At 68.6% G+C, this 23,623-nt stretch carries 30 protein-coding genes; 6 read left to right on the forward strand and 24 right to left on the reverse strand.

The genetic code is table 11. The annotated features are described in order from the left end of the window. Positions 1-17 precede the first annotated feature (17 nt). The 3 genes from AC3WR5_RS18225 to AC3WR5_RS18235 all read right to left on the reverse strand — a co-directional run bounded on the left by AC3WR5_RS18225 (position 18) and on the right by AC3WR5_RS18235 (position 1,884). On the reverse strand, positions 18-614 hold the full coding sequence (locus AC3WR5_RS18225) for a ferritin-like domain-containing protein (protein WP_141288763.1): 597 nt from the start codon (positions 612-614) through the stop codon (positions 18-20). A gap of 77 nt (positions 615-691) precedes the next feature. Next, on the reverse strand, positions 692-1,177 hold the full coding sequence (locus tag AC3WR5_RS18230) for a BON domain-containing protein (RefSeq protein WP_141288761.1): 486 nt from the start codon (positions 1,175-1,177) through the stop codon (positions 692-694). A gap of 287 nt (positions 1,178-1,464) precedes the next feature. After that, entirely contained in the window at positions 1,465-1,884 is a 420-nt protein-coding gene (locus tag AC3WR5_RS18235; protein ID WP_492486098.1) for a DUF2177 family protein, read from the reverse strand. A gap of 492 nt (positions 1,885-2,376) precedes the next feature. On the opposite strand from AC3WR5_RS18235, the gene AC3WR5_RS18240 reads away from it, so the two are divergent. After that, on the forward strand, positions 2,377-2,868 hold the full coding sequence (locus AC3WR5_RS18240; RefSeq protein WP_141288757.1) for a GNAT family N-acetyltransferase: 492 nt from the start codon (positions 2,377-2,379) through the stop codon (positions 2,866-2,868). A gap of 90 nt (positions 2,869-2,958) precedes the next feature. Here the strand turns inward: AC3WR5_RS18240 and AC3WR5_RS18245 are convergent, their stop codons facing one another. The 7 genes from AC3WR5_RS18245 to AC3WR5_RS18275 all read right to left on the reverse strand — a co-directional run bounded on the left by AC3WR5_RS18245 (position 2,959) and on the right by AC3WR5_RS18275 (position 7,450). Next, positions 2,959-3,393, reverse strand: coding sequence for a response regulator (locus AC3WR5_RS18245; RefSeq protein ID WP_141288755.1), 435 nt, complete (start codon positions 3,391-3,393; stop codon positions 2,959-2,961). A gap of 155 nt (positions 3,394-3,548) precedes the next feature. After that, complete coding sequence (locus AC3WR5_RS18250) at positions 3,549-4,979, reverse strand: phospholipase D-like domain-containing protein (RefSeq protein WP_492486101.1); 1,431 nt, start codon at positions 4,977-4,979, stop codon at positions 3,549-3,551. 79 nt (positions 4,980-5,058) lie between these two features. Next, complete coding sequence (locus tag AC3WR5_RS18255; RefSeq protein WP_492486103.1) at positions 5,059-5,688, reverse strand: hypothetical protein; 630 nt, start codon at positions 5,686-5,688, stop codon at positions 5,059-5,061. Then, positions 5,685-6,254: a hypothetical protein gene (locus AC3WR5_RS18260; protein ID WP_492486105.1), complete on the reverse strand. Its 570-nt coding sequence runs from the start codon at positions 6,252-6,254 to the stop codon at positions 5,685-5,687. Before AC3WR5_RS18260 ends, AC3WR5_RS18255 begins: the two co-directional genes overlap by 4 nt. After that, a complete protein-coding gene (locus AC3WR5_RS18265) occupies positions 6,251-6,757 on the reverse strand; it encodes a hypothetical protein (RefSeq protein ID WP_231010547.1) in 507 nt (168 codons plus the stop codon). The genes AC3WR5_RS18260 and AC3WR5_RS18265 overlap by 4 nt, the downstream gene beginning before the upstream one ends. Before the next feature lie 59 nt (positions 6,758-6,816). Next, positions 6,817-7,155 carry a hypothetical protein gene (locus AC3WR5_RS18270; protein ID WP_141288648.1) on the reverse strand — a complete coding sequence of 113 codons (339 nt, stop codon included), beginning with the start codon at positions 7,153-7,155 and terminating at the stop codon, positions 6,817-6,819. A 127-nt stretch (positions 7,156-7,282) separates the two neighbouring features. Beyond that, positions 7,283-7,450, reverse strand: a complete 168-nt coding sequence (locus AC3WR5_RS18275; RefSeq protein WP_141288647.1) for a DUF1328 domain-containing protein — start codon at positions 7,448-7,450, stop codon at positions 7,283-7,285. Between the two features lie 321 nt (positions 7,451-7,771). Between AC3WR5_RS18275 and AC3WR5_RS18280 the strand changes: the two genes are divergently transcribed. Together AC3WR5_RS18280 and AC3WR5_RS18285 are read left to right on the forward strand one after the other, a co-directional pair. After that, positions 7,772-7,924, forward strand: coding sequence for a hypothetical protein (locus AC3WR5_RS18280; protein ID WP_492486107.1), 153 nt, complete (start codon positions 7,772-7,774; stop codon positions 7,922-7,924). A gap of 54 nt (positions 7,925-7,978) precedes the next feature. After that, positions 7,979-8,338 carry a hypothetical protein gene (locus AC3WR5_RS18285; RefSeq protein ID WP_492486108.1) on the forward strand — a complete coding sequence of 120 codons (360 nt, stop codon included), beginning with the start codon at positions 7,979-7,981 and terminating at the stop codon, positions 8,336-8,338. Between the two features lie 12 nt (positions 8,339-8,350). Here the strand turns inward: AC3WR5_RS18285 and AC3WR5_RS18290 are convergent, their stop codons facing one another. The 6 genes from AC3WR5_RS18290 to AC3WR5_RS18315 all read right to left on the reverse strand — a co-directional run bounded on the left by AC3WR5_RS18290 (position 8,351) and on the right by AC3WR5_RS18315 (position 12,235). Next, complete coding sequence (locus tag AC3WR5_RS18290; RefSeq protein ID WP_492486110.1) at positions 8,351-8,779, reverse strand: DUF805 domain-containing protein; 429 nt, start codon at positions 8,777-8,779, stop codon at positions 8,351-8,353. A 123-nt stretch (positions 8,780-8,902) separates the two neighbouring features. After that, complete coding sequence (locus AC3WR5_RS18295) at positions 8,903-10,207, reverse strand: RNA polymerase sigma factor (RefSeq protein ID WP_492486304.1); 1,305 nt, start codon at positions 10,205-10,207, stop codon at positions 8,903-8,905. 34 nt (positions 10,208-10,241) lie between these two features. Next, positions 10,242-10,661, reverse strand: coding sequence for a VOC family protein (locus tag AC3WR5_RS18300; protein WP_492486112.1), 420 nt, complete (start codon positions 10,659-10,661; stop codon positions 10,242-10,244). A gap of 148 nt (positions 10,662-10,809) precedes the next feature. After that, entirely contained in the window at positions 10,810-11,340 is a 531-nt protein-coding gene (locus AC3WR5_RS18305; protein WP_492486114.1) for an SRPBCC family protein, read from the reverse strand. 29 nt (positions 11,341-11,369) lie between these two features. Further along, entirely contained in the window at positions 11,370-11,777 is a 408-nt protein-coding gene (locus AC3WR5_RS18310) for a YciI family protein (protein ID WP_492486116.1), read from the reverse strand. 92 nt (positions 11,778-11,869) lie between these two features. Beyond that, on the reverse strand, positions 11,870-12,235 hold the full coding sequence (locus AC3WR5_RS18315; protein ID WP_492486118.1) for a YciI family protein: 366 nt from the start codon (positions 12,233-12,235) through the stop codon (positions 11,870-11,872). Positions 12,236-12,308: 73 nt separating this feature from the next. On the opposite strand from AC3WR5_RS18315, the gene AC3WR5_RS18320 reads away from it, so the two are divergent. Together AC3WR5_RS18320 and AC3WR5_RS18325 are read left to right on the forward strand one after the other, a co-directional pair. Next, positions 12,309-14,117: an AAA family ATPase gene (locus AC3WR5_RS18320; protein WP_492486119.1), complete on the forward strand. Its 1,809-nt coding sequence runs from the start codon at positions 12,309-12,311 to the stop codon at positions 14,115-14,117. A gap of 22 nt (positions 14,118-14,139) precedes the next feature. Next, a complete protein-coding gene (locus tag AC3WR5_RS18325) occupies positions 14,140-14,676 on the forward strand; it encodes a GNAT family N-acetyltransferase (protein WP_492486120.1) in 537 nt (178 codons plus the stop codon). Between the two features lie 25 nt (positions 14,677-14,701). Here the strand turns inward: AC3WR5_RS18325 and AC3WR5_RS18330 are convergent, their stop codons facing one another. The 4 genes from AC3WR5_RS18330 to AC3WR5_RS18345 are packed head-to-tail and all read right to left on the reverse strand — an operon-like array spanning position 14,702 to position 18,105. After that, complete coding sequence (locus AC3WR5_RS18330) at positions 14,702-15,736, reverse strand: TRAP transporter substrate-binding protein (protein WP_492486122.1); 1,035 nt, start codon at positions 15,734-15,736, stop codon at positions 14,702-14,704. A 22-nt stretch (positions 15,737-15,758) separates the two neighbouring features. Continuing rightward, positions 15,759-17,051, reverse strand: coding sequence for a TRAP transporter large permease (locus AC3WR5_RS18335; protein ID WP_492486123.1), 1,293 nt, complete (start codon positions 17,049-17,051; stop codon positions 15,759-15,761). Positions 17,052-17,056: 5 nt separating this feature from the next. After that, positions 17,057-17,581: a TRAP transporter small permease subunit gene (locus tag AC3WR5_RS18340; protein WP_492486125.1), complete on the reverse strand. Its 525-nt coding sequence runs from the start codon at positions 17,579-17,581 to the stop codon at positions 17,057-17,059. Next, a complete protein-coding gene (locus AC3WR5_RS18345; protein WP_492486127.1) occupies positions 17,578-18,105 on the reverse strand; it encodes a gluconokinase in 528 nt (175 codons plus the stop codon). Before AC3WR5_RS18345 ends, AC3WR5_RS18340 begins: the two co-directional genes overlap by 4 nt. 167 nt (positions 18,106-18,272) lie before the next feature. Here AC3WR5_RS18345 and gntR point away from each other — a divergent pair, with 167 nt between their 5' ends. Beyond that, positions 18,273-19,301, forward strand: coding sequence for an HTH-type transcriptional regulator GntR (gene gntR, locus AC3WR5_RS18350; RefSeq protein WP_141285271.1), 1,029 nt, complete (start codon positions 18,273-18,275; stop codon positions 19,299-19,301). Between the two features lie 22 nt (positions 19,302-19,323). Here gntR and AC3WR5_RS18355 read toward each other — a convergent pair whose 3' ends face one another. The 4 genes from AC3WR5_RS18355 to AC3WR5_RS18370 all read right to left on the reverse strand — a co-directional run bounded on the left by AC3WR5_RS18355 (position 19,324) and on the right by AC3WR5_RS18370 (position 23,441). Further along, complete coding sequence (locus AC3WR5_RS18355) at positions 19,324-19,794, reverse strand: hypothetical protein (protein ID WP_141285269.1); 471 nt, start codon at positions 19,792-19,794, stop codon at positions 19,324-19,326. A 188-nt stretch (positions 19,795-19,982) separates the two neighbouring features. Further along, on the reverse strand, positions 19,983-20,981 hold the full coding sequence (locus AC3WR5_RS18360; protein ID WP_492486129.1) for a pseudouridine synthase: 999 nt from the start codon (positions 20,979-20,981) through the stop codon (positions 19,983-19,985). Positions 20,982-21,439: 458 nt separating this feature from the next. Beyond that, a complete protein-coding gene (locus AC3WR5_RS18365) occupies positions 21,440-22,195 on the reverse strand; it encodes a DUF3108 domain-containing protein (RefSeq protein WP_492486131.1) in 756 nt (251 codons plus the stop codon). Positions 22,196-22,274: 79 nt separating this feature from the next. After that, the gene (locus tag AC3WR5_RS18370) at positions 22,275-23,441 is read right to left on the reverse strand and encodes a patatin-like phospholipase family protein (protein WP_492486132.1); all 1,167 of its coding nucleotides are present in this window, start codon (positions 23,439-23,441) and stop codon (positions 22,275-22,277) included. Between the last annotated feature and the right edge of the window lie 182 nt (positions 23,442-23,623).

Here is a 23,623-nt window from a genome sequence, read left to right on the forward strand (position 1 = left end):
AGCGCAGGCCGAGGCCTTCAGCGCTCCAGCCAGTCGCTGAGTTCGTCGGCGTGCTTTTCTTCATCGGCAAGCACGTCTTCGAGCAGGCGGCGGGTGGTGGGGTCCTTGGGGCCGATCAGCTCGATCATCTGGCGGTAGCTTTCCACCGCCACACGCTCGGCCACCAGGTTGGCGCGAATCATCGATTGCAGGTCCTTGGACTCGTCATAGTCGGCATGGCTGGACTGCAGCAAATGCGCGGGATTCAGGTCCGGCTCACCACCCAGCTCGACGATGCGGCGGGCCAGCCGGTCGGCATGGCCCAGCTCTTCGTTGGCATGCACCAGGAATTCGTCGGCGATGGCCGGCGAGGCCACGCCCACCGCGGTGAAGTGGTGGCGGCGGTAGCGCAGCACGCAGACCAGCTCGGTCGCTAGCGCGTCGTTCAGCAGCTTGACCACGTCGTCACGCCAAGGCCCGTAGGCTGGCGTGACGGCGCCATCCGTGATGTCGCGCTTGGCAGCCTTCAGCCCCGCTTCGTCGAGCTGCAGCCGGCCATGTTCGGCGGCGGCCTGGCCGGGTTGGCCAGACTTGGCGGCCTGCTTGGCTGCGGCGGTGGGGAAGGGGGTGGACATGTTGGCTCTCCTGCGGGACGCGTTGGGATGGCTGATGGAAATGCGAGGCGATGCGAAGGTCAGCGGCAGACTGACACTCAGCCGTTCTTGACGGCCAGCTGGTTGTCGACGCTCTGCACGCCGTCCACGCCCATCGCCAGCCGGGTGGCGCGTTCGCGGGCGCTGTCGGTCGGCGCGGTGCCGTGCAGTGCCACGCGGCCGTTGACCGTGTCGACGTTGATGCGCAGCGCACTCAGCTCCTTGTCCTTGGCCAGCTCGGCATTGATGGACGCGGTGATGGTCGCGTCGCCCACGGCGCCCTTGGCTTCGGCGCCGGCCTGCTTGGCATCGGCCTTCAGTTCGGCACCCGCCTGCTTGGCGTCGGCCTTGAACTCGGCCGTGTCCTGGCGCATCTTGGCCTGGGCTTCATCGCTCTTCTGCTCGACCTTGGCGACGGCCGCATCCAGGCGCTGGCCTGCGGTGCGGGAATCTTCGCTGCGGTCGCAAGCGCCGAGGACTGCAGCCGCCACGATGGCGGTCAATGCGGTCATTCGGCCGAGGGGGGGAAAGTGGTCAGTGGTCATGCGGGGCTCCTGATGAGGTGCCGATGTCCGGCGTTGATGCAACGATAGACAAACCCCGTCCTCTGCGTGGTCGGCTGTGGACTCTTCCGCGTGTCGGAGAGCACCGACATCGGTGTCAGCGGCAGGACCGGCAATTGCCCCAAGGGGCTCGGCTCGCCACGCAAGGCCGCCTGCGAAACCAGGCTTGCGCAAGCTCGCGCCGCGGCGGGTCAGTGCGAGACGGCGCCACACCGCCGTGCGAACCAACGCGAGGGTTGACGCGGCATCACCGGCCGCCCCGCCGTGGTTCAGCTGTGGTTGCCAAAGCGCAGAACGGCCCACCAGGCGGTCAGCATGCCGGCGGCGGAGACGCACATGCCCCACACGCCGTCCACCAGGCTCAGCTGCACGCTCCAGCCGCGCAAGGTGGCCCAGTTGGTGAGGTCGTAGGTGCCGTAGGCCACCAGCCCGACCAACGCGCCGCGCCACAGCGCAGTGAAGGCGCTGTCGACCTGCGGGCCCCAGGCCAGCGCGAGCAGGCCGGCGGGGTAGCCGAAGTAGAACAGGGCAGTGGGCAGCAGCGAGGGCGCCGGGCGCATCAACTCGCCGATCTCGCGCTGGTAGAAGCCCCGGGCAATGCCCAGCAGCCAGGCGGCGTCCAGCAGGCCGATGGCCAGCAGCGCGCCCAGGTAGGCGGTGAACCAGCCGCCCAGGCCCACCGGCCTCATGGCGCGCCCCGCAGGGCAGCAGAGGGCTGGACGGCGGGGCGGGGCAAGGCAGGCATGGCGCGGCTTGGGGCGGAAAAGAGGGGCGGGCGGCAGGCGTGCAAAGACGCGCCACGGGGCCCCTGTGCGCCGCAAGAAACAGGCCGGCGGAAGGCGACGACAAAAAGGGTGCAGGCTTTAGTGAAGGTGCCGGTAAACGATGGCTGGGTTATGGCCATTGTTCGGAGCCATCGTCTACCGGCAAGCTGGACAGAGCCACACTGGTGGTCTGCCGATTCACCTCGGCCTGCACGCTGTTTGTCGGGTGCCTTGTTCGGGGTCGGTCAGCAGCTTGGCTGGACTGCTGCAGTGCTGCTGACCATGGACGCTACTGTAGGCAGCGCAAACCGCCCGCGGTGTAGTCGCCTCCCGGGACGGGCTGTAGGACAAAGCCTCGGCAAGGTTTTCTTGCCTTGCCCCAGGCAAGCGCCTGCCGCTGGGGGAAGATGGGCGCCGATGATCACTTCCAATGCCATTCGCCTGGCCGTTGCCGCGGATGCCGCGGCCATTGCCCTGATGTCACGCCATCTGATCGAGCATGGCCTGCCCTGGGGCTGGGACGGGCAGCGCGTGGCGCAGGCCATTCTGGCGCCGCACATCAACGTGGCGGTGACGGGACCGCGCGGCGCGCCTGTGGGTTTCGGCATCATGGCGTACCACGATGACGATGCGCACTTGGTGCTGTTCGCGGTGCAACCGGCACGCCAGCGGCAGGGCCTGGGCAAGGCGCTGCTGGACTGGCTGGAGGCTGCGGCCCGGGTGGCCGGGGCCGAGCGCATCCGGGTTGAAGCGCGGCGCGAAAACCTCGCCGCCAGGATCTTCTACAACGAGCTCGGTTACCACGAGCGCATGATCAGCAAGGCCATGTACAACGGCCAGGTGGACGGCGTGCGGCTGGAGAAATGGCTGCGCGTGCACGACGTGTCGGCCAGCGGCGCGGCGTCGTGAGCGCCCCCAGACCTGCCGCTTCGCGTCAGGCCCCCCGAGGGGGTCAAGAAAACTCGGGAGCGGCCCTTCGTTTTCTTGAGAGCCTGGTGCTCAGGCGTCGAGCCGGCCTTCGCGTGGGCCGGCTTCGTCGGCCAGCGCGAGGCAGTAGTCGATCAGGTCTTCTATCTCGCCGGACTTGTCGAACACCCGGCTGGCGCCGAGCTGCAGGCACTGGCGGCGCATTTCGTCGGTGGCGTAGTTGGTCAGCACGACGCAGCGCGGCGCCGGCCGCTTGCGCGCGCCGTCCTGCCTTTGCCTCGCATCGCTGAGCCGGCGCAGCACGTTCAGGCCGGAGCCCTGGCGCAGGAACAGGTCCAGGATGATGATGTCGCAAGGGGCCGGCGGGTTTTGCAGCCACTGCAGCGCGCCGGGCTCGTCTTCGGCATGGCCCACGACCTGCAGCGGCACCATCTCCTCGAGGGCGGCCGCAAGGTTCTCGCGGATCACGGGGCTGTCTTCGACAAGAAAGGTCTTGAGTACCGGCATGTCTTGCACCTGAACGGCAGCGCACGGTTTTGCTGCGTTGCGGGATTCCAGTTTAGGCAGCACCGGCGCCGCGGCCTGTAGGACGGCCGGCTGAATGGGCGCCCGAGAACATGCCCTTGGCGCGGCTCGCCGGTCTGCTTCGCGTCTGCCTCAGATCAGAGCCAGCGCTCGAACAGGCGGCCCGTCCACTCCTTGAGCCTGGCGCCCAGACCACGCTGGGCCCAGGCAGCAGGCGTGATGGCGGCCGAGGCCTGCAGGTCGCGCTGGAACTGGGCCTCCAGCACCTGCGCAAAGTCGTCGCCGACGACGACCAGGTTGATCTCGGCGTTGTCGGCAAAGCTGCGCCAGTCCAGGTTGCTGGAGCCGACGGTGGACCACACGCCATCGACCACCGCGGTCTTGGCGTGCAGCATCGCGTCCTGCAGCTCGTGCACCTGCACGCCGGCTTCCAGCAGCTGCTGGTAGTAGCCGCGGCCAGCGGCCAGCATCAGGCCGAAGTCGCTTTTCGACGGCAGCACCAGCACGACCTGCACGCCACGCCGCGAGGCGTCGCACAAGGCCTTGAGCATGTCCTCGCCGGGCGCGAAGTAGGCCATGGTCAGGTGCACGCTCTGCTGGGCCGCGTCGATCGCGCGCAGCACCGAGCGGTAGATCGGGTTGGCCTTCTGGCCGGGCTGGCTGAGCAGCAGCTGCAGCACGCGCTCACCCTGCACCGGCGTGGGCGTGGTGGGCGGCGGCGGCAGCTTGCCCTCGCAGCCCTGGCCGTTCCACTGGTGCTCGAAGGATTCGGCCAGCGCCGGCACGATGGGGCCCTGGACCTCGATCTGGGTGTCGCGCCAGCCGTTCTTCAGCGGGTCAACCTGCGGCGCGCGGCGGCGCAGGCTGAAGGAGCCGGAGGCATAGACCTGGCTGATGTTGATGCCGCCGGTGTAGCCGATGCGGTCATCGACCACCAGCAGTTTGCGGTGATCGCGCTGGGTGATGTTCCAGAAGCCGGCGCGCTCGAACGGGCTGACCGGGTTGTAGCCGCAGACGGCCACGCCGCCGGCGCGCAGTTCCTCGAAGAAGGTTTTCTCCGAGCCCAGCGAGCCGACGCTGTCGTAGATCACCGCGATCTGCACGCCTTGCGCGGCCTTGCTGCGCAGCAGGTCGGCCATCTGGCGGGCCAGGCCTTCGTCCTCGAAGATGTAGCTTTCCAGCAGCACGCGCCGGGTCGCGCCGGCAATGGCCGCGCGCATCGCGCCCAGGGCCTGGGGCCCGTCGATCAGCAGCCTGGCGGTGTTGCCGCGGTACAGCGGCACGTCGGGCATGCCGTCGGCCATCACCTGCAGGTGGTGCAGCGCCAGCTTGGCGTGGCCCTCGGCGGCCACGCCGGCGACGATGTTGCGGGTGGCGGCGTCAGACACCTCGCCCTTGGAGTCGGCCACCTTCAGGTCACGGCCCAGCGCGCCCACGCTGGCCGCCACCGGCATGGCAACCGCCTCTCTGGGCGGCAGCGTGGCGCTGCAGGACACATTGCTCAAACAGACCCAGCTCAGCGCGAGCGCGCACAGCGCACCGCGCCGGCTCATTGCAGGCGTAGCCATAGAGGTACTGCTTTGGATGAAGCGCGCAGCGCGGGCTGCGGCGAAGGCGCCGGGGCGTCCGGCGTCGGAACTTGCGGATTTAGAACTTGGACTGCCAGCTCAGCGACAGGCCGCCGCGGCGCGGCTTGAGTGCCATTTCGTTGGTACCGCCCAGCTGCATGCGGAAGGTGCCGAGTTCCTTCCAGGCATCGGCGTCGGAGCGGGGCTTGAAGCCGCGGTCGAAACGCTCGACGCGCGCGGTGAAGGCCAGCTCGACATGCGGCGAGGCCGGCGGCGGGCCGCCCACCATCTGCGGCGCCGGCAGGCTGGGCGCCAGGCCCACGCGCCAGATGGAGCGGGTCGGCGCGCCGGTGTCCCGCCAGAGCGACAGCGTGGAGCGCTGCGAGGTGTTGAGCGTGCGGCCACCGCCCAGGCTGGGGGCACGGTAGCGCGCGGCCATCTCGGCGGCGGCGGCCGACGAGTAGCCGTCGTAGGCGGGCAGCGGCGTCGGCTGGCCGGTGATGGGCGTGGCGGTCGACACCTCGCCGGAAGCCAGGGCACTCGCCGGCACGCTGGCTGGCAGCTGCTTCACGGCGGCCACCGGCTCGGCATCGCCTGCCGGTCCGTCCTGCGCAAGCGCCGGTGCGGCGCTGCACAGCGCGATCACCGCGGCCAAGCCGCAGCCACACACGCCAGGCAAACTGCCGGCTGACACGCTGACGCTGATCATGAGGTGCTCCCAGGAGTCGGATTTAGAGGGGTTTCGGTGGGGGATGGAAATTCAGTGGCATCGGATGAGGCGGGGCCTGGGCTGACGGCTTGGGTCGCACTGGCGACCGCGCCCATCAACACATCACGAACGGTGCGCTGGGCCAGCATCTGGCCTTCGGCCAGCAGCGTGGGCCAGAGCAGGAAGCGCCAGACGCGGGGCAGCAGCAGGTAGACGAAGCTGCCGGTCGCCGCAGAGGCCAGCAGCAGGGTTTTCGGGTGACGCAGGGCCAGCGGCCTGAGCTGGCCTTGCAGCAGCTGCTCGGCCTCCAGCAGGCCGCTGAGCCTGCTCAGGCCCAGCAGGGGCGCCAGGAAGCTGAAGCGGCCCAGCCAGCGGCCCCAGGATGGGCCGCGGCGACGCGAGCCGGCCTGCGCAGGGCCTTGCTCGGCCGCCATGCCGTCCAGGATCTGGCTGCGGTGCATCACCAGTCGGGACGCCGCGAGGCTGACCGCAGCGGCACTGCCCTTGGGCGCGCTTTCCGCAGCAAGCGCCATCGCTGCCTCTGCATCCGGTGGCAACGTGCTCATGATGGTTCGGCCTCCCGGGCCGGCGCTGACGAAGCAGAAGACGGGGGGCTGAACGCCGGTTCGCCGACAGGCTCAGGCGATTGGGCGACCGCGCTGTTGGCCATGGCCTGGGCCGCGGTTTGCGCGGTGGCCGGCAGCAGCAGCGCTGCGTCCTGCGCCAGCTGCGCGCGCAGCGTGGCAAAAGGGGTGGGCTGGACGCTGCCGGCGGCGATGAAGGCAGCCAGCACGCCCAGCGCAAGCGGCACCAGCGGCACCGCCCAGAACAACCAGCTGGCCTGCCAGCCGGCTTGCGCGCCAGGGCCTTGGGCCACCAGCAGCGCCACGCCGCCCAGCATCAGGCCAACGCCCAGCAGCACCGCCGCCGCCACCGCTGCCACCGCCCGGCGCTGCCAGTACTGGCCGGCATAGGCCAGCTCGGCCTCGGTCAGCGCCGCATAGCGCCGCGCATGCTCGATCGCCAGCGACGGGTCGGAGACCAGTCGGGAGACAAGAGGCGGCAGCATGCGGATCTCCGGGAGGGCGGCAAGAGGTGGGGCGAAACGGGGCGGCAGGCGCAGGACGATCAGCGGTCGCGCTGCTTGGCCAGCAGCACGATCAGGCCGGTCAGCGCGGCGCCGACGGCGGCTGCCACCAGCATCGACTTGACCGGCTCGTCGCGCACATAGCGCTGGGTGCGGTCGTTCAGCGCAGCGGCTTCGTCCTTCACATGCACGGCGGCGCTCTTGGCCATCTGCGCATTGCGGGTCCACCAGCTTTCGGCCATTTCGCCGAAGCGGGCGGCTTCCTTGGCCACGGCTTCAGCCACCGGCTGCACAACGGAGGCGGCCTTGTCGGCAGCTGCGCTGGCGGCGCCGGAAATGGTGGAAGAAGAAGTGGGGGTGGTGTTGGGAGTGGTGCTCATGGGGATCTCCTAGGGTGGATTGAAACAGCGGGGGAACAAGGTCAGAAAGCGGAAAAGGGTGGCGGCAGACGCCCAGAAAAAAGCCATGGCATGCATGTAGCACGCCAGGCCATTCAGGCGACTGCCGTCAACCGCGTCCGCGCAGCAGGTTCACGATCAGGCCGGCCACGGCCAGCACCAGGAACACGAAAAACAGGATCTTCGCGATGCCTGCTGCTCCAGCGGCAATGCCGCCGAAGCCGAAAAGCGCTGCAATCAGCGCAATGATGAAAAAGACAACGGCGTAATGCAGCATGAGTTTCTCCTGTGAGACCGTTGCCGGCCGCGGTGGATGGAAGGCGATGGACGAAGGTTAAAAGCCCCCTCTGCTGCAGGGCGTGGGCTGTTGGCGCGAGCCGCCGTCGGTGGGCATTGCATGGGCCTGTAGGACCAAGCCCACAACAAGCCCCTCACGGCGCCTCGCCAGAGCCCGATGTTGCATTGCAGCGCTTGTCCGTTCGCTTGTCCAGCGCCTGATGGGGGTTGCCGTGACGCCCGTCAACGCCGCCGCCTAAACTGGCTGCATGCCCTCGCCGCCGCTCAACCTGCCCGCCTCGCCGCCCGTGCGCTGTGCGCGATGGAGCAGGAGGTCTACCTCAACCACCACGCGGCGCGGCGCGGCATCATCTTCACCAGCCCGGACCAGATCGATCTCGACACGCTGGCGCGCCAGTGGCGGGCAGCGCTGGCCGACGTCCACTGGGCTTCGAGGCCCGGGCGCAATTCATGATCAAGCCGCTGGTGCCGGCGGTGAGCCGTCTGCGCCCCAGCGCTTGAGCCTCACATGACCGAAGTGAGGCTTCCCAGCGGCCGCAGCTGGGACCCCGGCACCGACCCGTACGCCTACCAGATGGCGGCCAGCGACAACCGGGATGAGGTCCTGGGCAGCGAGGTCTGCGGGTGCATTGGCTGCGGGGCGATGTTTGCGCCGGCCGAGATCGTGCGCTGGTGGGACGAGGGCACGACGGCGTGTTGTCCGCGTTGCAGCCTGGCCAGCGTGGTGATCGGCTCGGCGTCAGGTCTGGCGCTGGACGAGGAATGCATGGGCCTGGCCCGCGCGCACCTGTTGGGCGCGGGCGAAGCGCCGCCGCCCGCGACCGCCGTACCGACGGCCGCTGCCAAACCCTGGTGGCGGTTTTGGTGAGGATCGGCAACTTCAGTATTGGTCTGTCAGATCGTCGCCGAAACGGTTCGGGCCGACGGTGCCGCGCAGGCAGCCGGTTTCGATGAAGGCCCAGATGCTGCCGATGACCGGGATGAGGCCGATCAGGATCCACCAGCCGGACTTGTCGCGGTCATGCCAGCGCTTGACCTGCATCGCCAGGCCGATCCAGGTCCCGGCGATGTAGAGAGGCACGGCAAGGATCCAGCTCAGTGTTTCAGACACCAGGGCGACGGCACCGACCAGGCCGCCGAGCACCAGCATCGCCAGGAAGAAGAACAGCACGCCGTAAAGCCAGAAGACTTTGCGCGAGATGCGCCCCTGGAAGCTGAAGTACAGGGTCTTCAGGTCGGGCTTTTCGCCACTGGCGGGCAGGATCAGCTCGGCGTTGGGCGGCTGGAACGGGTTGACGGCTTCGGTCATGGTGGTACTCCCTCGGTGGATGCTTTGCGCGGCGCTCAAATCGCCGCGCGGCAAGTATCCGAGGGAATGGGCCAGCCGGCAGGGCTGCAAGCTAGGGACTGCCAGCGGCCACTGCCCACCGGTTCAGGCGTGAGGCGCCCGCTGCGTGCCAGCCGCCTGGCTTTCCTGTGCCCGCTCCCGCAGCAGCGCCCGTTCCCGCTCGTTCTGCGTCAGCGCTGCGGCCTCGGTGAAGGCCTGCTCGGCTTCGGTGTGGCGGCCGAGCTTGGCCAGCAGGTCGCCGCGCACGCTGGCCAGCCAGTGGTAGCGGGTGAGGGCGGGGTCCTGGGCCAGCGTGTCGACCAGGGCCAGGCCGGCCGCGGGGCCGAAGGCCATGCCGATGGCGACGGCGCGGTTGAGCTCGACGACCGGCGACGGCGCGACCTGCGCCAGCGCGTCGTAGAGGGCGGCGATCTGCGGCCAGTCGGTGGCGTCTGCCATCAACGCGCGGGCGTGGCAGGCGGCGATGGCGGCTTGCAGCGCGTAGGGGCCCAGGCCTTGTGCGCCCGCGCTCAAGGCTTCTGCGCGTTCGAGGGCGGCCAGGCCGCGGCGGATCAGCAAATGGTCCCAGCGGCCGCGGTCCTGCACCAGCAACAGCACGGGGCGGCCCTGGTCGTCGGTGCGCGCCGGCGTGCGCGAGGCTTGCAGCTCCATCAGCGCGACCAGGCCGTGGACTTCCGGTTCATCGGACGCAAGGCCGGCCAGCATGCGGCCCAGGCGCAGCGCCTCGTCGCACAGCGCGGGGCGCATCCAGTCGCCGCCGCTGGTGGCCGCGTAGCCTTCGTTGAAGATCAGGTAGACGACGGCCAGCACGGTGGCCAGGCGCTCGCCCAGCGCCTCGGGTCGCGGCAGCTCGAAGGGCACCTGGGCGGCGCTGAGCGTGCGCTTGGCGCGCACGATGCGCTGGGCGACCGTGGCCTCGCTCTGCAGGAAGGCGCGGGCGATCTCGCCGGTGCTGAGGCCGCCCAGCAGGCGCAGCGTCAGCGCGACGCGGGCCTCGGGCGAAAGCACCGGGTGGCAGGCGGTGAAGATCAGTCGCAGCAGGTCGTCACCGATCACGTCCTGGCGCGCGGCGTCCAGCGCGTCGGTGAAGTCCGGCACGACGCCGGTGCCCAGCGCCTCCTGCTCTTCGCCGATGACTTCGTGGTGGCGTTGCTGCATCGCGTGCTGGCGGATCGCGTCGAGCGCGCGGCGCTTGGCCACCGTCATCAGCCAGGCGCCGGGGTTGTCGGGAAGGCCTTCCCTGGGCCAGTGCTCCAGCGCGGTGACCAGTGCGTCCTGCGCCAGTTCTTCCGCGCGGCCGACGTCGCGCACCATGCGCGCAACGCTGGCGACGATGCGCGCCGACTCGATGCGCCAGACGGCGGCGATGGTGCGCTGGGTGCGGTCGATCGCGTCATCTTGCGCAGCCGACGCCTTCGTCACGTCAGGCGTCCTTTGTGGGATTGCCGGCGGCGGAAGCATCCATGTAGGCCAGTTCCCAGACGTGGCCATCCAGGTCCTCGAAACCATGGCCGTACATGAAGCCGTGGTCCACCGGCGGGCGCGGGGCGCTGCCGCCGGCCGCCACCGCCTTGGCGACCAGTTCATCGACCTCGGCCCGGCTTTCGCAGGACAGGCAGACCAGCACCTCGGTAACCTCCCGTGCATCGGCAATCGGCTTGCGCGCGAAGCCCTGGAAAAACGGCTCGCTCAGGATCATCGCGAACAGGTTGTCACCCAGCACCAGGCAGGCGCCGGCGTCGTTGCTGAACTGCGGGTTGAACGAATACCCCATGGCCTCGAAGAAGGCGCGGGCCGCAGGCAGGTTGCGGGTGGGCAGGTTGACGAAGATTTGCTTGTGCATGAGGACTCCAGAATTGATCACGGAAGAAGAGGAAGGGTCGCTGGCGCAGGGCCGGTGGACGCGGTACGCCTGGCCGCCGCCGGGCCGCCCCAAGGTGGCCAGGCACCCGCCCGGCGGGTGGTGGGCCGTACCCGGCCTACCGGGTGCTTCATTCAGCCAGGGCCTTGAGGTTTTGAAGGCCGTCCTCGAAGTCGCGGCCGACCATGCGGTCCATCAGGGTCAGGAGGTCCATCAGCTTGCTCATGTAGTTGGCCGGACCGTGCATGGCCCAGGTGACCACGGTCTGCTGGCCTTGGGGTGTGAGCGTGAAGTCGGCCTGGTTGTGGGCCTCGAAGGGCTTGACGAATTCCAGCGCCATGTGCACCTCGCGCGGCGGCTGCACCTGCTCGATGCGCATGCTGCCCACGCCCAGCGACTCGCTCTCCCAGGCGTAGAAACCGCCGGGGCCGGCAGTGATCTCGCCGTAGCGCTGCTTGGACGCCGGGTCCTTGCGCAGGTAGGGGTTCCAGCGGTTGAACTGGTGCATGTCGCTGACAAAGGGGTACAGCTTTTCGGGTGATGCGGCGATGGTGATGTGGCGCTCGACGCGGAAGGTGTCGGGCCGGAAGGTCGCGGCGATCAGCACCAGCACAATCACGGCCAGCAGCGCGAGGCCGCCGTAGCTCAGGGCTTTCAACATGGGAGGGTTCCTGGGGGTTGGGATGCAGTTCAGTCGGCCACGGCACGGGGGAAATCGTCCAGCTCATGCGGCTCGTACAGCAAGCGCACCTCGATCTCGGCCGGCCGGCCCGCGCCCATCGGCGCCGGGAAACGGCGGGCCCACTCCATCGCCTCTTCGCGCGAGCGGACCTGGATCAGCGTGTAGCCGGCGATCAGTTCCTTGGTCTCGGCAAACGGGCCGTCGGTCACCTGGCGCGTGGGTTTGCCGGCCGCGTCGCTGCCGTGGCGGATGCGCCAGCCTTCGCGGCTGGGCTTCAGGCCGTTGGCATCCAGCAGCGCGCCGGCCTGGCTCAGCTGCTGGTGGTAGGCACTCATCTCGGCCATCAGCGCCGCGTCGCCCATCGGCGCCTCGGCTTCGGTCTCGGCGGTGGCCTTGACGATGATCATGAATCGCATCGGGCTCTCCTTGTGTCTGCGCTCATGTCTTGACGACGAGGCAGACCGGGCCGGATCGACAGGGGCCGAGGGTTAATACCTAAAAATCTGGTTCAGGCGGGCAGGTCGTGGAAACACGGGCCAAGGTTGCGCACTTCGATGGTCGCCCATTCCGCGGCCGGGCAGGCGGCGGCAATCGCCAGCGCTTCCTCGCGCGTGGGCACGTCGACCAGGAAATAGCCGCCGACCATTTCCTTGACCTCGGCAAACGGCCCGTCGACCCAGCGCGGCTGGCCGTCGCGCACCTGGACTTTCGTCGCCTGCTCCAGCCCGGCCAGCGACTGGGCGGCCTGCAGCACGCCGCGCGCCTGCAGCGTGGCGGCAAAGTCCAGCATGCGGGCGTAGACCTTTTCGCCTTCGGCGCGGCCGCGCGCCTCGCGCTGGCCCGTGGGTTCGTTGATCAGCAGCATGTAAGGCATCGGGCAAGTCCTGTGGGGCCAGAAGATGGCAATGCGCGGATCTTAGCCAGCCGCGCCGTTATGCTGCTAGCCCATGTACGAGTCGTATTTCGGCCTGGCCCGCGAGCCGTTTTCGGTGGCGCCGGACCCGCGTTTCCTCTACCTCAGCGACAAGCACCGCGAAGCGCTGGGCTACCTGATGTACGGGCTGCGCCGGGCCGGCGGCTTTGTCTTGCTGACCGGCGAGATCGGCGCCGGCAAGACCACCGTCTGGCGCGCCTTCCTGGAGCAGCTGCCCGGGCATGTGGACGTGGCCTACGTGGCCAATCCCAAGCTCGGTGTGACGGCGCTGCTGCGGCGGCTGTGCGAGGAGTTGCGCATCGAGCTGGCCGACGACCAGGCCGACCTGATCGACGCGCTGCACGGCCACCTGCTGCTGGCCCACGCCAGCGGCCGGCGCACGCTGATCGCGGTGGACGAGGCGCAGGCGCTGTCGTTCGACGTGCTGGAACAGCTGCGCCTCCTGACCAACCTGGTGACCAACGAGAGCAAGCTGGTGCAGGTGCTGCTGATCGGCCAGCCCGAACTGCGCAACATGCTGGCGATGACCGAGATGGAATCGGTCTCGCAGCGCGTGGTGGCGCGTTTCCACCTGCCGGCGCTTTCGCTGGACGAGGTGCGGCGCTACCTGGCGCACCGGCTCGAAGTGGCCGGTTACCAGGGGCCTGGCCTGTTCGAGGACGACGCGATCCGCCGGCTGCACCGGCTGTGCCGCGGCACGCCGCGGCGCATCAACGTGCTGTGCGACCGGGCGCTGCTGCTGGCCTTCCAGGCCGGAGAGAAGCGGGTCGACCGCGCGCTGGTGGACCGGGCCGCGGCCGACGTGTTTGGCCAGAACCTGCAGGGCACCGTGCCGCTGTCGCGCCTGAACTGGCCGGCCTGGCTGGCCGGCGGTGCGGCGGCCGGCGCGGTGCTGGCCGGTTCGCTGTGGGTGGTGCCACGGCTGCCGGGCAGCCTGCCCAAGGCCAGCGCGCTGGCCGAGGCGGTCGCTGCCGCCAGCGCCCCGGCTGCGAGCGCAGCACCACCGGCGGTGGCCAGCGTTGCGCAGACGATCTCGCCCCGCGCTTCGGCCGTGCTGGACATGGGCGCTACCGCGTTGGCCGCGCTGAATGCAGCCAGTGCGCCTGCGCCCATCGCGCCAGCCACGCCCGTCATGACAGACGACGCCGAGGCACTGGAGCGCCTGCTGGCGGCCGGCGATGTCAGCGACGACCAGGCCCTGCGCCAGCTGGCCAGCTGGTGGGGCGTGACGCTGGCCAGCGGCGAGGCCTGCAGCGCGGCGCGCGCGCGTGGCCTGGTTTGCTACAACGCGCGCCGCGGCTTGGCGCCGATCCGCCAGCTGGCCCGCCCCGGCCTGCTGACGCTCACCGATGAGCGCGGCCGCAACGCCCACGTGCTGCTCAGCGCGCTGGACGACGACGCCGCCACGCTGCAGGCCGCCACACCCGGCGCCAGGCCGCTGCGCGTGCCGCTGGCCCGGCTGGCCTGGCTGTGGCGCGGCGACTTCGCGACCTTCTGGCGCGCCCCGCCCAGCTACGACGCCGGCCAGCCCATGGGCACCGACGGCCCGCAGGCCGACTGGCTGGCCCAGCAGCTGGCCCAGGTGGACGGCGGCCCACCGCATTTCAGTGACGGCGAGATGCTGCGCAACCGCGTGTCGGCCTTCCAGAAGGTACAAGGCATCAAGCCGGACGGCCAGGTCGGCCCGATGACGCTGATGCTGCTGAACCGGGCCAGCGGCATTGCCGAACCGCGGCTGCCTTTCCGCCCGCCCGCGGCGCTGGCCGCACCCACCGCCACACCCGCGGCCACGCCCGCTTCCGCCAGCGTCGCCGCACGCTGAGCCGCACTTTCTCCCGCCCTGCATGCAAGCTGCCGAACCGATCGAAATCCTGCGCACCCGCCGCCTGCGCCTGCGCCAGTTCACCCCCGTCGATGCCGGCCTGGTGGTTGCCTTGTTGAACAGCCCAGGCTGGCTGCGCTACATCGGTGACCGGGGGGTGCGGGACATTGCCCAGGCGCGTGACTGGATGGCCTGCCGGCTGCTGAACCACTACGCCGAGACCGGCCACGGCTTCTGGGCCGTGGAGCGGCTGGACGATGGCGCGCCGGTGGGACTGTGCGGCCTGATCCACCGCGAAGGCCTGCCGGTGCCGGACCTGGGCTACGCGCTGCTGCCGGAACAAGAGGGCCAGGGCTTTGCGCGCGAAGCCGCCGCGGCCTGCCTGGTGCACGGCCACCAGGTGCTGAAGATGCCACGCATCCTGGCCATCACCTCGCCGGAGAACCTGGCCTCGGCTCGGGTGCTGGCGCACATCGGCATGCAAGAGATCGGCAACGTGCGGCTGCCGAACGATCCGCCCGACGCACCGCCGCTGCGCCTGTTCGAGTCGCTGGCCTGAGCGGGTCCTGCCCCCCTTACTTCCCTTACTTCTTCGCGCGCAGCTTGCCCAGCTCGGCCTGGGTCTGCTGCCAGAGTTCCATGCCGACGGTGGTGGCAATGCCGGCGTTCACCCGCGTGAGCTTGTCGCGCATGCGGGCAGCTTCGGTGGCACTCAACTCGTTGATCGCCATGCCCTTGGCTTTCAGGTCACTCAATGCACGGCTGGCCTCGGCGCGGGTGTCCTGGCGCTCGAAGTCGCGGCTGGCGATGGCCGCATCGCGCAGGATCTTCTGCTCGGCCGGCGACAGCGTGTCCCACCACTTGCGGCTGACGGTGACGATCCACGGGCTGTAGACGTGGTTGGTGATGCTGAGGTACTTCTGCACCTCGAAGAACTTGCTCGACAGGATGGTGTTGAACGGATTCTCCTGCCCGTCCACGGCCTTGGTTTCCAGCGCGCCGAACAGCTCGGAGAACGGCAGCGGCACGGCATTGGCACCCAGCAGCTTGAAGCTGTCGAGGTAGACGTTGTTCTGCATCACGCGCAGCTTGATGCCGTCCAGGTCTTCGAGCTTCTGCACCGGGCGCTTGCTGTTGGTCAAGTTGCGGAAGCCGTTTTCCCAGTAGGCCAGGCCGACCAGGCCCTTGTCGGCCAGCTTGTCCATCACCTGCTTGCCGACCGGGCCGTCCAGCACCGCGTCGGCCTCCTTCGCGTCGTTGAACAGGAAGGGCGTGTCCCACAGCGCCATTTCCTTGGCCGTGCCCACCAGCGTGGCGGTGGAGCCGACCATCATTTCCTGCGCGCCGCCGATCAGCGCCTGCTGCATCTGCGTGTCAGGCCCCAGCGCGGCAGCGCCGATGGCGCGCACCTTGAGCTTGCCGCCGGAGGCCTTGTCGACCTGTTCGGCAAAAAACTTGGCTGCCCGGCCCTGGTTGCTCTGCTCGTTGAGCCCGTAGCCGAAGCGGATCAGCCGCGGCTTGACGTCTTGCGCCATCGCGGCGAACGAAGCCAGACCCAAGCTGGCGGCGATGCCGGCGGCGAGCACCGAGCGGCGAACAGAACAGCGAACTGCATGCATGCGAATTTCTCCAGAAGGAAGGTCAGCGCAGCCAATGCATCGGCGCGATGACCAGCTGCGGGAAAACGACGAACAGCGTCAGAATCACCAGGTAGGTGAACAGGAACGGGTTCACGCCCTTGATGACCTGGTGCAGCGACAGCCGGCCGACGCCGGCCACCACGTTCAACACCGTGCCGACCGGCGGCGTGATCAGCCCGATGGCGCCGTTGAGCACGAACATCAGCCCGAAATACACCGGATCGATGCCGGCCTTGACGGCAATGGGCAGCATCACCGGCGCGAAGATCAGGATGGTGGGCGTCAGGTCCAGCGCGGTGCCGATGACGACCAGCGCGACCATCATCACCGCCATCAGCAGGCGCGGGCTGTCGACCAGCGTGCCCAGGCTGGCCGTGAGCACGCTGGGCAGGTCGGCCAGCGTGATCATGTAGCTGGCTACCTGCGCACCGGCGCACAGGAACATCACGATGGCAGTGGTGCGCGCGGCCCGAACCAGCACCCCGTACAGCTCGGCCAGCTTCATCTCGCGGTGCACGAGGAAGGCGACCACCAGCGCGTAGAAGGCGGCGACCACGGCCGCTTCGGTCGGCGTGAAGACACCGCTCTTCATGCCGCCGATGATGATGACCGGCATCAGCATGGCCCAGAAGGCCCGCACCGTGGCCTTGACACGCTCGGCCATCGGCAGGGCAGGGTCGGCCGGCAGCGGCGTGCGGCGCAGCACCCATTTCCATGCCAGGATCAGCCCGGTGCCCATCACCAGCCCAGGCACGATGCCGGAGACGAACAGCGCCGAGATCGAGGTGTTGGTCGTCACGCCGTAGATCACGAAAGGCATGGACGGCGGGATGATGGGCGCGATGATGCCGCCCGAGGCGATCAGCCCGGCCGAGACGGGCAGCGGGTAGCCGCGCTCGCGCATCATCGGCAGCAGGATGGTGGCCAGCGCGGCAGTGTCGGCCAGCGCCGAGCCGCTCATGCTGGCCATCAGCACCGCGGCGCCGATGGCGACAAAACCCAGCCCGCCGCGGATGTGACCGACCCAGGCCTGCGCCATGTCGATGATGCGCCGGCTGATGCCGCCGCTGTTCATCAGTTCGCCCGCGAGGATGAAAAACGGCACCGCCAGCAGCGGGAAGCTGTCCACGCCCGCGACCAGGTTCTGGGCCAGCAACTGGGTGTCCCAGAAGCCCAGCACCCAGGCCATGCCGGCACCGGTGAGCACCAGCGCCAGCGCCATGTTCATGCCGATGCCCATCAGCAGCAGCATGCCGCCGCAGAAGACGGCCAGGGCCTGGACTTCAGGTGTCATGGTGCTCACTCCACTTCCGCGTCATGGCCCAGCGCCAGCGGCGCATTGCGCAGCAGCTCGGCCAGCGCCATCACGCCAATGGCCAGTGCGCACAGCAGGGCCGGCAGCGGCAGCAAGGCATTCGGGTAGCCCAGCACGACCGAGCGGCTGGCCCAGCCGACGCTGACCTGCTGCCACGCGCCCCAGCCCAGCAGCACGCAGGCGAAGACGACCAGCAGCCGTATCAGCGCGGCCATCAGCGCCAGTGCGCGCGGCCGCTGTTGCAGCAAGCCCAGCAGGCTGGTGAAGGCCATGTGCTCGCCGCGCGGGTAGGCGGCCGTGGCACCGATGAAGACCAGCCAGACGAACAGCAGGCGCGACAGCTCTTCGCTGGCGGCAATGCCGTTGCCAAAGCCATAGCGCAGCACCACGTTGACAAAGACCGACAGCGCCATCACGGCCAGGCAGGCAGCCATCGCGCCCTGCAGCAGGCGCTGGAACGCGGAGGTGGGAGGCGATGAAACGGGCGGCGAAGAAGAAGAAGTGTTCATTCAGTGATTCCGGCATGCAGCCACGCACTGGCCTGCTGCTGAAGCTCGGCCAGCTTCGCGGTGGCGTCCAAGGTCAGCACACGCGGCTCGCCGACCGGGGGTTCCAGCGTGGCGAACTGGCTGTCGACCAGGCTGGCCGAGAAGAAATGCGCGCTGCGGTTGGCGACACGGGCCAGCGCAGCGTCGCGGTCAATCTGCAGATACAGGAAGGCCAGACCCGGGCAGGCTGCGCGCAAGCGCTCGCGGTAGGCCATTTTCAACGCCGAACAGGTCAGCACCACGCCTTGCGGATGTTGTTGCAACAGCGCGGCCAGCCGGTCCAGCCAGCCCTGGCGATCGGCATCGGTCAAGGCAATGCCTTGTGCCATCTTGGCCCGGTTGGCCTCGCCGTGGAAATCGTCGCCCTCGATCAGCGGCAGTCCTTCGGCCTGCGCCAGCGCAGCACCGACGCTGGACTTGCCGCAGCCGGCGACGCCCATCACGACCACGCTGGGCAGGCTTGTTGAAGAGATAGCGCTGTCCATTGGAATGAGGAGGAAGGTGAAGGCATTCGCCTGGGAAAATGTAGATTGCTGCTTGCTGATGGACAGCGCTATCCTAAAACTGCGGCACCGCGTCTCGCCTCCGTGTTTTCCCGTGGCGCGGTACCGTCAGTGACTTCTCCCTTTTGCCCACGGTCTGCCCACTCTTCATGAACCTGCCTGCTGCCAAACGTCGCCGCGCCACCGGCCGTGTCACGCTGAACGACGTGGCGCTGGCCGCCGGTGTCAGCCCGATCACCGTTTCGCGGGCCTTGCGCGGGGAACGCGCGGTCGACCCCGAGCTGGTGGCCAGGGTGCGCGAAGCGGCCGACAAGCTGGGCTACATGCCGGACCCGGCTGCCCGCGCGCTGGCCTCGCGCCACAGCACGCATGTGGCGGTGCTGATCCCGCTGCTGAGCAACGCCTTGTTCGTCGACCTGCTGGAGGCCGTGCAGCGCACGCTGCGCCCGGCCGGCTACCAGGTGCTGATCGGCGTGACGCACTACGACGAGGCCGAAGAGGAGCAGCTGCTGCGCGAGCAGTTGCTGCACCGCCCAGCCGGCGTGTTGGTGACCGGGCTGGAGCGCCGGGCCGGCACACGCGCCCTGATCGCCAGCAGTGGCGTGCCATGTGTGCACCTGATGGAGACTGCGCAGGCCCCAGGGCTGCATTGCGTGGGCTTTTCACAGCATGCGGCCGGCATGGCGATGACCCGGCATTTGCTGGGCCGCGGCCGGCGCCGCATTGCCTTTGCCGCGGCCCAGCTGGACGCGCGCACGCTGCAGCGCCTGGCCGGCTGGCGCGACGCCCTGACCGAGGCCGGGCTTTACGAACCCACGCTGGAATGGCTGAACCCGGCGCCGTCGTCCATTGCTTTGGGCGGGCGCATGTTCGAGCAGATCATTGGCCAGCGGCCGGCGGTCGATGCGATCTTCTTCTGCAACGACGACCTGGCCCAGGGCGCCTTGCTGGCGGCCTTGCGGCTGGGTGTGAAAGTGCCGGAGCAGGTGGCCGTGGCCGGTTTCAACGACCTGACCGGCAGCGACCAGATGCTGCCTCCCTTGACCAGCGTGCGCACGCCACGCGGCGAGATCGGCGAGGCGGCAGCGGCCATGCTGCTGGCCTTGATGCGCGGCCAGCCGGTGGCGCGGCCGGCCATCGACCTGGGTTTCACGCTGGTGCCGCGGTCCAGCACCTGAAGCTGACGCACGCGTTCAGCGTTCAGGTCAGCTTGCGCAGGAAGCGGTGAAACGCAGCGTCGATGTGGCGCGGCGGTTGTTCGGCCGCGAGCGCGGCGGCAATGCGGCGTTCCAGCACCGGTTGCAGGCAGGCCGGCACGTCGCCAATGTCGTGCAGCATGCGCAGCAAGGTGCTGATCTGGGCCCGGCCGGGGCTGACAAAGTGCAGCGGCGTCTGGTCACCGATCAACGCGCGGATTTCGGCAATGGGCGAGCCGGCGGAAACGACACCCCATTCGGTCGGCGCGAGATCGTGCAGGTCACCCACAGGGTCGGCCCACAGGAAGTAAGCCCACTGCGGCGCCACCGGGTCAAACGCGGGGTCAAAAGCGGCACGGCGCCGCGCCGAGACCGGCGCGTGGTCACACAGCTTCATGGCCAAGGCGCGCCAGCGCACCGGTTGGGCAACGGCGAGCGCAGTGGTGGGCCAGGTCGAGTTGTCGGGCATGCTCATGGATGTCTCCTTCCCCGGTGGTCCCTAGAAGTTGTTCGGCACAAGAGACAACAAGCTTGAGCCAGCACCTATCGGGAATGTGATTTTGTTCCGCAAGCCCTAGTTTGTCAGTGGGGCTACTGTGGAGACGACATGACAAATCACGACGTTTGATCAATGAAATCCGGCTTTTTGCACCGGCAAGGTGCTTAAACAGCAGACCCAGGGGCTTGCGCCCAGTTCCGCTGCGCCGCAGGCCCTGCCACCGCAGCCAGCGTCCTGGTGCTGGAAAAGTGGTGCGACAGGCCGGTCACCGGGTCGACAAAAGCCAGCTCGCGGGCCAGCAATTGCAAAGGCCGGCTGAAGTCCGGCGCCTCGCCGGGGGCTGGTTCGGCATGCAGCACCGGGTAAAGCGTGTCATGCAACAGCGGCAGGCCGAGCGCGTTCATGTGCACTCGCAGCTGGTGGGTGCGGCCGGTGAGCGGCCGCAAACGGTAGTGGGCCAACGCGGCATCGCCCGCCAGGCTGCCCAGGCATTCGATGCACGTCTCGGCATTGGGCTCGCCCCCGGTTTCCTGCATCAGCATGTGGTGCGCGGCCGGGGCGATGCGGCTGCGGCGCTGCAACGGAAAACGCAAGCTCTCTGACGCTGGCGCGACCGCCTCGTAGACCTTGTGGACCGCGCGCTCGCGAAACAGCGCCTGGTAGGCGGCGCGCGTGGCCGGCTCGATGCAAAAGACCACCACGCCTGCCGTCTCGCGGTCCAGCCGGTGGATGGGCGTGAGGCTGTCCAGCCCCAGCGACTGCTGCAGCCGGGCCAGCAAGGTGTGTCTGGCGTAGCGGCCGACCGGTGACATCGGCAGGAAGTGCGGCTTGTCGACCACCACCAGGTGCTGGTCGCGGTACAGCAGCTCGGCTTCGAACGGGATCTCGACCTCGTCTGCCACCTCGCGCCAGTACCAGACCAGCGCCGCCGGGCCGTGGCGGGACGGTGTGTACGGTGCCGCTGGCGCAAGCGGCTGGCCCTGGCCATCCAGCACCAGGCCCTGGTCCATGCGGCGCGCCCAGTCGGCTTCGCTGAGCACCGGCAGGCGCTCGGCCAGGAAAGCCAGCAGGCTGGGCCAGCGGCCGCCATGCGGCAGGGCCACGCAACTGGCCGGCACACCGGCACGCGGCAAGGGTCGCCAGGAGGGCTTTGGGCGGGTCATGTCATGCCATTGTCCGAACTAACGTGGTCCGTCAAGGCACAGGTGTGTGGACAAGTTTTGAACAAGCACCCGGTTATCCACCGACCAGGGCGCAAGACCCATCTTGTTGTAGAGGAGCCATTGGCCAATACCGGGTCCCCCACACAGGGTTATGGCCTTTGCAAGCCATTGATTAAAAAAGGAAAAACAGGCTTGTCCACAGAAACAGTCGCCCTCTACTATGACTTCCAGATTTAAAGATTGAAAGACAAGAGGAATAACAGGCCCCTCCCTTTTTCCACGGGCCGGCCCCCTCCCTGGGTTCCGAACAGCCGCTTGGAGAAGGCCTTGAGGCATCAGACCACCCGGTACGCTCGCTCAAGACGAAAAAAAGCCGCCTGAATCCGAAGATCCGGCGGCTGGTGCCCGGTCAAGCCGGGCTGAATGCGCTTGGGATGAAAAAGCCGGTGGCTTTCAGCTCAGGGTTTGAAGCTGATCGAGCTGGCAACAAAGCGCAGCGACTTGCCGTCCTGGCCACGCACCACGGTCACCGGCAGGTTGCCCAGGCTGGGCGCCAGCCAGACCTCGATGTCGCCGTCCACCGCAGTGCTTTGAAGCCGCACCGTCTCGACCGACTTGCCATTGACCTGCACCGGAGTGGCCACAGCCTGGCTGAAACGGTGCTGGACGACACTTTTGCCGTTGGTGACGGGCATGGGCTTGCCAACCGCCTGCAGGCCCAGGAAGGCCAGCTGGAAGGACAGCACGTTCATGTCCTGCATGCCGGGCTCCAGCGCTGCGGTCTTGAGCTTGTCGAGCCGGCCGTAGTGCAGCAGGCCGGCGGCCCGGTCGAACTGGGCGACGTTGCGCGGCTTGGGGTCGCCGACCTCCAGGTCTTCGTACAGTTCCGGCACCAGCCCGGCTTCGCCGACGGTGCCGTGGCTGACATAGCGGCGGTTCTTGAAGGCCAGCGGCAGCTTCAGCTCGGTGCTCAGCGTGTAGCGCTTGCCGTCCAGCCGCCAGTGCTGTTCGGCGTCCAGCGTCAGCGGGCCCCAGCTCACCTGGTAGAGCAGGTCGGCGCTTTGCGGCAGTGAGGAAGGGCTGGACGAGCCTGTGGCGGCCATGCTGGGCAGGCTGCCGGCTGTGCCGGCCAGCGCGGCCAGCCAGCCCAGCACCTGGCGGCGGGACGCGGTGGGCCGGGAAGAAAAAGCAGAAGAGGGCAGAAGCAGTGACACGAGGTCTCCAATCGTTCCGAGCACAACGGCAGTGCGCGCCGGCTTGTTGACCGCCGGCCGGGCTGCCGTGTTCCGGGGCTCAGCCCGGTTCGCGGGTGTTGCGCTTGTCCAGGTAGGCGGTGTGCGGGTCCAGCGAGCTGCGCTTGCCGATGTCCTGCAGGTGGTTTTCCAGCCAGCCGGTGGCGGCCTTGCGGCCCAGTTCGCACAGCAGGTTCAACAGCCGCGGGTCGCTGTTGAGCTTGCTGGACGCGCCGAACTGGGCGAGGCCTGCTTCGTCGGACACTCGGTGCAGCCGCAAGGCCTTGTAGCGGCCCAGGTCCACCCGGCGTTCGTCGACCAGGCGCTGCACGAAGGCGATGGCGCGCATTTCGGCGACCAGGCTGGCGTTGAAGGTGATCTCGTTGAGCCGGTCCTGGATCTCCAGCGCGGTGCCGGGAATGCCTTCGCGCACCAGCGGGTTGATCTGCACCAGCAGCAGGTCGCTGGTGACGGTGCCGTAGATCAGCGGCCACAGGCTGGGGTTGCCGGCAAAGCCGCCATCCCAGTAGGGCTCGCCATCGACCAGCACGGTGCGGCTGGTCTGCGGCAGGCAGGCCGAGGCCATCAAGGCCTCGATGCTCAGTTCGTCCCCCTTGAAGATGCGCGGCTGGCCGGTGCGCACCGAAGTGGCGGTGATGTAGACCCGCACCGGGCCGCGCTGGATGGCGGGGAAGTCCACATGGCGGGCGACGATGTCGCGCAGCGGGTCCAGCCCTAACGGGTTCAGCTGGGCGGGGCTCCACAGGTGCAAAAAGGCCTGGGCGCCGGCAAAGCCTGGCCACTGCGCCGGGTTGAACATCCACGCTGGCCACTGGAAGCTGCCGGGCAGCGTGCTGGCGCCCATGCAACCCGGGTTGCCGCTGACGGCCTGCCAGAAGCTTCGCAAGGCTTCGCGCGCGCCGTTGGCGCCGCCATGGGCGTAGCCGGTGGCCAGCACGGCGGCATTCATGGCACCGGCGCTGGTGCCGGAGATGCCGTCCGGCACCAGGCGGCCGTCTTCCAGCAGGGCGTCCAGCACGCCCCAGGTGAAGGCGCCGTGGGAACCGCCGCCTTGCAGCGCCAGGTCGATCTTGCGGGCGGTCTGGCCGGGTGGGGCCTTGCGGTGGCTGGCGCGTGGCTTTGGCGGCGATTTCCGCGCGGGCGCAGCAGGCTCGGCAGACATGTCGCCCAGGGCGGCGAGGGGGCGGACCGGTTCAGGCAAGCTCATGCGAAGGTGCTTTGGCAAGCAGGCAAGGAGGTTGCGGGCCAGTATGGCGGCAAGACCTCGCCACTGCAAAATTGGATCGGCACCGATTGTTTGTCATCCAAGTTTGTAAGATGCAGACCCCGGTGTTGGACCCCAGCCTGCGCGGTCAAGTTTTGTAAAGCAGATCGCCTGCGTGAGGCGCA

This window comes from Ideonella sp. FW305-24 (assembly GCF_058788035.1).